At 33.7% G+C, this 9,473-nt stretch carries 6 protein-coding genes; 4 read left to right on the top strand and 2 right to left on the bottom strand.

Annotated elements, in window-relative coordinates:
- Nucleotides 1-270: helix-turn-helix domain-containing protein (locus tag LEP1GSC062_RS08610; RefSeq protein WP_155827662.1), on the bottom strand; the 270-nt coding region annotated here is incomplete at its 3' end.
- Nucleotides 271-778: 508 nt separating this feature from the next.
- Nucleotides 779-2,377: an EAL domain-containing protein gene (locus LEP1GSC062_RS08605; RefSeq protein WP_010576325.1), complete on the bottom strand. Its 1,599-nt coding sequence runs from the start codon at nucleotides 2,375-2,377 to the stop codon at nucleotides 779-781.
- A gap of 1,187 nt (nucleotides 2,378-3,564) precedes the next feature.
- On the opposite strand from LEP1GSC062_RS08605, the gene LEP1GSC062_RS08600 reads away from it, so the two are divergent.
- From LEP1GSC062_RS08600 to LEP1GSC062_RS08585, 4 genes are all read left to right on the top strand, one after another.
- Nucleotides 3,565-4,689 carry an AraC family transcriptional regulator gene (locus LEP1GSC062_RS08600; protein ID WP_039941596.1) on the top strand — a complete coding sequence of 375 codons (1,125 nt, stop codon included), beginning with the start codon at nucleotides 3,565-3,567 and terminating at the stop codon, nucleotides 4,687-4,689.
- 283 nt (nucleotides 4,690-4,972) lie between these two features.
- A complete protein-coding gene (locus LEP1GSC062_RS08595) occupies nucleotides 4,973-6,112 on the top strand; it encodes a helix-turn-helix domain-containing protein (protein ID WP_010576326.1) in 1,140 nt (379 codons plus the stop codon).
- Between the two features lie 907 nt (nucleotides 6,113-7,019).
- Entirely contained in the window at nucleotides 7,020-8,189 is a 1,170-nt protein-coding gene (locus LEP1GSC062_RS08590; RefSeq protein WP_010576327.1) for a helix-turn-helix domain-containing protein, read from the top strand.
- A gap of 21 nt (nucleotides 8,190-8,210) precedes the next feature.
- Nucleotides 8,211-8,942, top strand: coding sequence for a TetR/AcrR family transcriptional regulator (locus LEP1GSC062_RS08585; RefSeq protein WP_020983974.1), 732 nt, complete (start codon nucleotides 8,211-8,213; stop codon nucleotides 8,940-8,942).
- Nucleotides 8,943-9,473: the final 531 nt, after the last annotated feature.

The following is a 9,473-nucleotide window of genomic DNA, read 5'->3' as shown; positions in this document are numbered from 1 at the left end:
GAATTCTTTTCGTATGATTTCTGATACACGATACGTTGACCAAAGTTCATTCGGATAACCGTTACTGATCGGACCTTTCAAGATGATTCTTTTTAATTCTTTCTTCTCTGAAATGGTCAATTTGGTCGGTCGACCTCGTCGACCATTCCATTTTACTCCTTCGATTCCTTCCTTTTCATATCTTTCTCGCCAACGCATTACCGATTGCTTGCTTACTCCAAGCTTTTTTGATACTCCGTAGCACGTATAGCCCTTCTCAAGTAAACGAATTCCCTTCTGTCTTCTTTTCTCTAAATCCTTGGTCTCTTTTGGTTTTTGTCATTTCTCACATTACCATCTTTTTTTATTTCTTATTTACGGGTACTCATTTTTATAGGGATCAGTAAAATGACAGAGACGGAAGGGCTTAACAAAGTCCGGTGATAAACCAGCACTCCTATTCGCGGTCGACTTTGTTAAGCCGCCACACTTTGGTTTGCGGTGGCCGATTTAGATTCATCTATTGGTCGGGGTCTAAGCCCCAAAGAAGCGATCAATCTGCCACCGGCCTTCTTGACTCCGTCGAATCAAGAATATCACATTCGGAACTGTCTTACGTCCAAGAATCATACTAATCTATTGGCGCTCGACGGGTTTAAGACAGACTTTAAATCTATCCTAGTAAGACTTAACATGGGCAATTTTTTAATGAGAACATTTGTCGAAACAATAATCAAAACGAGATTTTTAAGACAGATCTCAATTTATTACAAATACATTACCAAATTACAATCTTTCCCTAGAGTTGAAACTGAAAGGAAGAAAGATCCGTAATTTGAGTCGGTTTTCCATAGTGAAATCCTTGTAAAAAGTTCGCCCCATAATCAATTGCAATACTTTCTAATTCCGCATTTTCAATTCCTTCAAAAACCGTTTTTTTCCCAAGGGACGAAAGAACCTGAGAAATCGCCTTCAAAATGCTTCTCTTACTTTGATTGGCATCGACACCGATGACCAGGCTTTTATCTAATTTTACGTAATCACATTCAATTTTTTCAATCCTAGAAAAATTAGAATTTCCTATTCCAAAATCATCAATCGCGATCTGAAAACCGAAACGTTTTAAAATTGCCATTTGCTCGATGATCAGAGTTGTTTCTTCGTAACGACTTTCCGTCATTTCAAGAACAACAGAATTCGGAAGGAGATTCAATTTCGAAAAGTAGGAAATTAAGTTGTCCGCGAATTCAGGATTTTTCAACTGAAACGGCGACACATTGATCGAAATTAAAGAATTGGAAGATAAAGATTCATTTTTTTGAATTTGAGACAAATCTAAAAGCGCATTTTGAATGACCCAAGCCCCAATAGAACTGATCAAACCCGACTCTTCCGCTAAAGGGATAAAAATATCCGGACTAATCATCCCTTTAACGGAATGATTCCAACGTGAAAGTGCTTCTAAGGAATGTAGACCTTTGGTTTCCGAACTGACAATCGGTTGATAATATAGAAGAAGTTCTTTTTTATGTACTGAGTTTCTAAGAGATAAATACGTTGCGATTAAATTGGAGGAATCATTTTGATTCTGGGTCGCGTACCGACTAAAAGGAGAATCGATCACTTTTCTAAGATTCGTTTTTAAACCCTTGAGAATATTGAGAGGACTGGTATCTGTTTCGGAAGTATGAAATCCTCCGATGGAAAGCTTCAAATGAAACTCGTAATTTTCAATTTGGATCGTATTCTTCATATAAGAAATCAAACTCGAAGGAATCCAATTGATATCTACATCCGGTTTGTTGATTTGATATGCAAAAAAGATCTGATTTGTGGAAATACGAAAACCGACGTTTTGGTTATTAGTGATAGTTAAAAATTCGGTATGTAAATCCAAAAAAACGGCCTCGTAAATCTGAGTTTCGTATTTATGAAGAGACGGGTGATTGTAAATTTCAATATTAACGAGATAGAAATATGTTTTTTCCAGTTTTAAAGTACGAACCAAATCGTGTTTTAAAGACCGAAATCTTTGAATTCTGTGTTTTTCGGAATAGGATAAATTCCTTGTAGTAGATTCGATATGCACAAGTATATAGCTGCCCTTTGGATTGATTTCAAAGCCGACCTTGTAAATCCGGTCATTCTCCGATCGAACCATAAGTTGAATGTTTCTATCGTTTTTAAATCTTCGAAGCCCTGAAACATTCGAGTGCCTATTGCCATAATCGATAAATCTTTCGACCGCCTTCTTGAGTTTTAGATCCGAATTCAATAAGGAATTATAACTCGGTTCAGAATAGAGCTGTTTCCCTTCAAAATTATACAGCGAATAACTAAATATATCCGATGAATGAATTTTATTTTCAATAAAAAGATCGCTGTATTCAGAAATCATAGGCTCATTGTATCGTAGAAATCCATTTTTTCTTTTCATCTTATAATCTAAAGTTCAAAAGAAATTCGATTCAGCTTACAATAATCGGGATGAATTCTCAATTCTAAGCGTAAAAATCCGGAAACTCTAGAGCACTATTGAGGAAATTGTAGAATAAGTCCTTTACGAAAGTAAAAAGAGTAGTTTCCGTATTATATAACCGAAAACGAGAGACATCTTTTTGAACAGTCATATCAAACTAAAACTACAAATCACTGAATAAAATGATACCATACTCCCCTATTCCTAAATCTACTTTTATAAACTCACTTGAAAATGATTTTTCAAATAAACTGAAAAGTTTCCAACCGCAAATAGGAATAACATCTTCCTTTCATTCTCAATTTCACAAATCCATAACTCTTTTCCTTTAATTTTATACGACTTACAAATTAATAGCCGCTTTCATAGCTTGACTTGCATTTATATCCAATTCGTTTTCATCAATAAACGAATTTTTAATTTTATATCGGTTATATAAAAATTCAATCCTAGATTTTTATGAATTCTAAATGAATCACACTTATCAAAATATAAAATAACATAATTGAATTCTTTAATTCGACATTATTTTGAACATCTTTCAACAGAGTTACTACAAATCTACAGAGATGATTTTTTCACTTCTCTTAACGTTGTAGCGTTAGATACAATATATTAATTGATTTTTATTTTTAATTCCCATTAATGTTTCAAAAAACTTTAAATAACTTTTCAAAAAATAAAAATCGTATTTTGATTACATTGTTTGTTGTTTGAGTATTGATCTAAAAATAAATTATAACTTCTTACAATAAACATTTTCTATATTATAAAGAGACTCATATAAAGTTAATTCAATGATAAATCCTCAAACATTTTACATACAAAAGGAAATATTCCTCATCGGAAGGAATCTTTATCTATAAAGTTGTTAGTCAAAATAAAAGTATTAACGAATATTCGAAATTTCTTTTACAATTTAAATGTCATTTCCACATTCGTATATAAAATGATTCGTTTAAGTTGAATTTGAATGGACCAAATTACATTCAATTTAAAAATGAATCTATTGATTGAAATATAGTGAGTTCATCAAACTTTAATTAGAGACGTGTTTTTGTTTTCTAAACAAATAAATTAAAAAAACAAAAAACGCACAATGGATTATGGTGAATATTTTAGATTCGATGCTAAATAAAGAAATCTTATTAAGTTTAATAAGATTTGGAGCGGGTTTTGCTTTAGTTTTAGGAATTGGAAGTTGGATTCGCGCAAAAAAACAAATAGATTATCTGATTTCATCAGTCTTAATTCTTACCGCGATTTTTCAGTTTGTGGACGAATTCAGCTTGAGTATGATCTCCCAAACTTGGTTACGAAAGTCTCTCTTTTTAATTGATATTGTAGCTTTAGCCGCCAGTGGAACTCTCGTATTTTTAATTTCAACGATGAGTTTCAAAAAGTATTCGAAACTTCCTTTGATTTATTATTCAAATCTTTTAGGTCCGTTTATCCTTAGTCTTCCGATCATTACTTTTTACGAACAAGAAGGTAGTAAAGAACTCGAATTTTTCCTTTTTGCAGCGGACTTATACGTTTTCGTCTACTTTGTAATTGCGATTGCAAACGTCTTTATCGACAAGAAATACGAATCTTCCACGGTCAACTTTAGAAAGGTTCTTACTTTGGTCGTTCTGATATCCCTGTGTATTCCCCTAGAAATCCTCGGAATTGTATTTGAAAATAATTCCCTAATACTTCTTTCCAGTGTACATACAACATTTACGGTTATTTTTTATTACTTCCTTACCTTAATTCACCCCAATTTACTGGATTTTTTCTCCTTGGAACCGGGAAAAAACTTCGTTAAACGTTCTCTTTTGCATGATGTGGACATCAACGCTCTTGAAAAAAAACTGATTCATATCATTAAGGAGGAAAGAATTTACTTGGACGAAGACATTCGCCTTCCGGATGTTTCCGAAGAGCTTGGAATCTCGGTACACCAACTTTCTTTCTTTTTGAATAACCATCTTGGCATGAATTTTAACAATTATATCAATCGATTTCGGGTCGAAGAAGCAAAGTCAATGCTCATCAATGACCCATCCCGCTCCGTCGTTTCCGTCGGAATCGCGGTCGGTTTCAATTCGAATTCTTCTTTTTATAAGGCCTTTCTTAAAGAGACCGGAATGTCTCCGAAACAATTCCGAGAAACTCAAACAAAGGTGATTCATTTCCAATCTTCGCCGACAACAGATGTTCCTTCAGAAACCAAACTTTATCTATGATTAAATCGAGCTTAAAGCGGGGAATTCTCGGTCAAAATTTATCTTTTTCCCACCAGCCATTTGTAATTCCATTTCAGATTAAAATAAATTCCAAAATAGAATATCTGATATTTATAATTTTCTTGTTTTCAAATTATATTTACCGATGACTTCGTTCAAAATCTAAAGTTATAATGAAATAAATGGAAATAAAGCGTCCCCACGAAACTTGGTCGCCGCAAAAATTCCATAAAATTACGACCGAGCGTTTGCAAAAATCTTTTCGTTTCAGGAATTAATTCAAATGTTAAATGCAAATACCCTATTCGATATCATATTCTCAGAAATTAATTTATTTTACGCTCACGCAGCCGGAGTCGGAACGGGAATCGTAATGGCTATTACCAAACTCTACGCCGGGAGAAGAGACGAATTCAGCAAAGCCTATGGTACGATTCTTTTGAGTGTAAGCATCTTCCTGATGACTAACAATAAAGTAATTTTTCCGCAAGAAACCGATCCAAGATTGATGAAAGACCCCATGTTTTTAGGAGTTTACTTCGGTTTAGTTCTTTATGCCTCGGCTGCGGTTTTAATTTGTATGATGTTCATTCTTGACGGTTTGGAGAATCCTTGGTATTACTGTAAAAGACTGACCGCTATCATCCCAATTACAATGATGGGTGCGTTTTTTTTACCGGGTACGATTTACATTTGTATTTGTGATTCGGCGACAGTTCTAATCACCCTTTACGCATCCGGATGGGGCATCTACAAAATTCATTCTTCCAAAAAGGCAAATGTATTTTTTAACTTTCCGTTTATCACACTCGTTATCACTTCCTCATTGATTTTGGATTTGGCCGGAACCTTGACAAGTTCTACAAAAATGCTTATGTTCTCAGAGCTCATCCCCGGGTTTATGATCGCTTATATTACCTTAATCGAACGTTTCTTCCCTGTTCTTTTCAGTAAAGCTTACGGTGAATCTAACAAATCACTCGCAGATAACCAAGTCCTTTCGGATTTTCTGGTGGATAATTTAATCGAATCCGAAGACGATCAGACGGAATCTACTAGAAATATTTTGGAAGGTGTGGAATTGGATAAGATCGAAGAAAGAATCAATTCCTTTCTTCAAGTGAGAGGTTATGCGGATGAAGAACTTCGTTTGCCGGATTTTGCTTCTTATCTCGGACTTTCCACACACCAAGCCTCTTATTATCTCAATAAACACATGTCCATGAAATTCGCGGATTTCTTGAATATGAATCGGATCGAAGACGTAAAACGGAACCTTCGCGATAAGTCACACATGAACTTATTACAAGTTGCGCTAGAATGCGGCTTTAATTCGGCATCTTCGTTTCATAGAGCTTGTGTAAAATTTACAGGGAAATCTCCGAGAGAATTCAGAAAACAGCTCATCAATTCCCAGAATTAAAATCCCGTTTTTTCTAAAATAGAAGAACGAAGAACGAAATTTTTTTCAACCCCGACAAAATAAGAAGATTCAGTTTTCAATCACAACAAATACAAAGCTACTCGTGATATCGAATTTTGCGGCGATCACTTTTATCTTTTCCATGCCCTACTACGTCCTTTTGTTTGGGAAACGTACCATAAAAGTTAATCAGGTACCCAAATCATATTATAAAAATCGATTATTTAAATTAGCAACTTCCAGAATAGCCCCATAAAAAGATAATCTTTAATCCGATTTTTAAGGTAAGAGTAAGATCTTAACTTTTTATTTTCAAGATGAACTCGTTTTTGTAAGAACTTTTCAATTTAGAAGAGTTTTAAATGGAACTAGAATTCTCATAAAAGTTTATTTCTTTAGAAAAAAATTCTCCTAAAGAAATAACAAAGCCGCAATGTCGAGATAAAGACACATTTATAACATAAATTGAATGCCTATCTGACATAGGGGAAACTGATTGTCAATTTTTTAGTTTACTAATAATACGCCTTCCAAGACATGGCTAATAGAATCATTCCTTAAGGAACGACCGGGGCTTGTTCTTTGATTTAAATGATTCAAGTTATAGAAGAACATTCATATTCATATGATTTCATTGCGTTTTAGAAAAATTTGCATTTTACAAATAATCGAATTGTTATATCGAAATTTTGTAATTCTAAATCGATTCTTAAATTATATATTTCACTCTTTGCAAATTAGCAAAATAAAACGAAAACATATCCCTGTATTAATAAAAAAGATAAATAACAATCAAAGTAGAAAAAAACGAGACCAAACCAGAGGTTCTCGATTTGAAAATTCAAATCCTACAACATTAAAGAGCTCATCGTTCATGAATATACTCATCCAGAATTTCCTAAACTACATGTATAATTTGAAAACCTTACCGGATTTCGAAGGTAGAATCTTTTTAAAAAAACTCGTCCTACAAAGATTGATTGAAAAAAATATCTTTTTCACGTTTGTATTTTTCTTCGTCGTTTATTTAGCGATCTGGAATCAAACAATCCCAGAAATAGCGACTTCCGCAGACCTATCTAAATTTAAATTGATCTCTTTAATCTGTGGAATCTCGGTTTATTCTTTTCTACTACTTCGACTTGTTATACTGACGATTCTTGGAATCCAAGTATCCTACCAAATCATCCTTAGAAACGCGGCATTTGCGATCGTTCTCTCCTTTTTATTTCTAATGTACTTTGAAAAATCTTTTTCCATGGTAATTACAGGGGAACTTTTTTGTTTTGGAGTTTGCGCTTTCACCGTATTAGAATCGGGTTATCTGATCCATTTCCGAAACTTCAAAAAAGAATATTATTCCTTATTGCCAATTCTTGGGGGAATTGGGTTTGGAACTTTGTTAAATCTAATCGGAACCTTGTTTTATAACGTCTATTGGAATAACATTTCATATTATACTTACATGTTTTCTATTTTTATTCTCTATCTTTTAAAAAGAAAAATAAAAATTCAGAATGAAACGGATGTACAAAAACCGATTCTAAACCTGGAAACTCAAGAAATCATAGAACAAACAAATCCAAAATCGGGAACGGAAGCTTTCGAATCTAACGAATATGCAGTAGAAGAGAAAAATCTTCTTAAAGAAGACGACCTAAAGCGTGCAGAAGATAGAATCAAAGGTTTTATTCAAGAAAAACTTTATGCAGATGATAGCATTCGCCTAATTGACCTTTCAGCCTATTTGGGAATCAGTTTACACCAAGCTTCCTTTTACTTAAACAATTATAAGAACATAGGTTTTTCGGATTTCATCAATCAAAATAGAATAAACGACGCAATCCGACTTCTCGTGGAAAAACGAAATATGAATTTATTGGATATCGCTTTCGAATGCGGATTCAATTCTTATACGTCTTTTCACAGAGCTTGCAAAAAATGGACCGGCTACTCTCCGAAAGGACTCAGAACAAACACTTTTCTAACAAACGGATCTAAGAACGAGCATCTCAACGTATCTATAGATTCTCAAAAAGTCGAAGCATTGAGTAATAATTTCAAGTCGAATGGTTAGGATACAAAATAATTTTCCAACATGATTGAAAGAATTCTCAAAAAAACGATGCAGCTATTTCTTTTCGCGGGTTTTGCCAAAACAAACACCGATGAAATTGCAAAACACATTGGTATCAGCAAACGAACCCTTTATCGTTATTACGATGCAAAGGAAAAGTTGATCAATGCTGTATTCAATTTTTTGAAAGAAAAAATTACGGCCCAACATGAAGCGATCATAAAAGACAAATCCAAAAATCCTAGACAAAAACTTAACGAGATCCTACTCATCGTCACCAAAATCGGCTCCAAGATGGGAAAACCATTTATAAACGACATACAAAACTTCCGTCCCGATCTTTACATAATGATGAAAGAGTTCCGCAAAGAAAGATTAAGAAGGCTGGCGGATATAATAAAAGAAGGACAAGAAAGTGGGATTTTTCGAAAAGAGCTCAATCGAGAACTAACGATCGACGCGCTCATCGCCGCTTTGGACGGAGTCATCAACCCAAAGTATTTATCAGAAACCACCTTTTCCATTTCTAGTGCTTTTGATACGATTTTTAATATTTTTATACACGGGATTGAAAACGAAAAAAGCAACTCACAACTTAAGAATCCGATTTTACATTCTCATCCGGATGCTCACATTCTTTCTTTTCAAATCATGGATTTCGACACAGAGCAAGAAATCTCATCCAATGAGGTCATCAATCTTCAAAGCATAAAAGACAAAAAAAAATCTACTTGGCTAACAAATACAAATTAACCAAATAGATTCAGTGCTTTGTTTATGGAGATATAGGAGCTAATTCGCCGAGCAGTTGTATGTATCCGCAAAAATCTTTATTATTCCTACAATAGCAAAATTTTAGTGCTAAATCTCCCCTAGTTATAATCTGAATTTAAGAATCCAAAGATGACGAGTATTCAGATTTTCTAGATGCCCTTTTTAAGAGTTTATCTAAAAGCGATAGCAAGTCGTACTTGAAAGGGATTTTTTACTCTGAATTTTCAGACAAATAGTTTTATTAAAAAATCATTTGAAATCAAACTTTAAGGCGATTGAAATAGAAAAATAAATCTGCAACAAATCACCTTTCCCTGATCAGCATCAAGTAAGACTTTTTATTCCAATTCTCTAAATTTTTAAAACAACCTATGAATGAACATGCTTCAAACAAATACAAATCTTTCTGAAGCAAGCAGAGAAAAGAGAAAGATTTTGTATGGGCACTTGAATAAAGGAAGAAACTTATTCTTTGAAAATGGAAAAGATCTTAAAATTATCTATCTGGCT

The organism is Leptospira alexanderi serovar Manhao 3 str. L 60, assembly GCF_000243815.2.
Lineage (GTDB): Bacteria > Spirochaetota > Leptospiria > Leptospirales > Leptospiraceae > Leptospira > Leptospira alexanderi.
The sequence above is the reverse complement of the archived record's forward strand: the minus strand, read 5'-3'. Positions and strand labels throughout refer to the sequence as shown.

Excerpts from the sequence above, each read along its gene's own strand:
- LEP1GSC062_RS08590 (WP_010576327.1), top strand. The coding sequence starts at position 7,020 with ATGTATAATTTGAAAACCTTACCGGATTTCGAAGGTAGAATCTTTTTA.
- LEP1GSC062_RS08605 (WP_010576325.1), bottom strand. The coding sequence starts at position 2,377 with ATGATTTCTGAATACAGCGATCTTTTTATTGAAAATAAAATTCATTCA.
- LEP1GSC062_RS08600 (WP_039941596.1), top strand. The coding sequence starts at position 3,565 with ATGGTGAATATTTTAGATTCGATGCTAAATAAAGAAATCTTATTAAGT.
- LEP1GSC062_RS08595 (WP_010576326.1), top strand. The coding sequence starts at position 4,973 with ATGTTAAATGCAAATACCCTATTCGATATCATATTCTCAGAAATTAAT.
- LEP1GSC062_RS08585 (WP_020983974.1), top strand. The coding sequence starts at position 8,211 with ATGATTGAAAGAATTCTCAAAAAAACGATGCAGCTATTTCTTTTCGCG.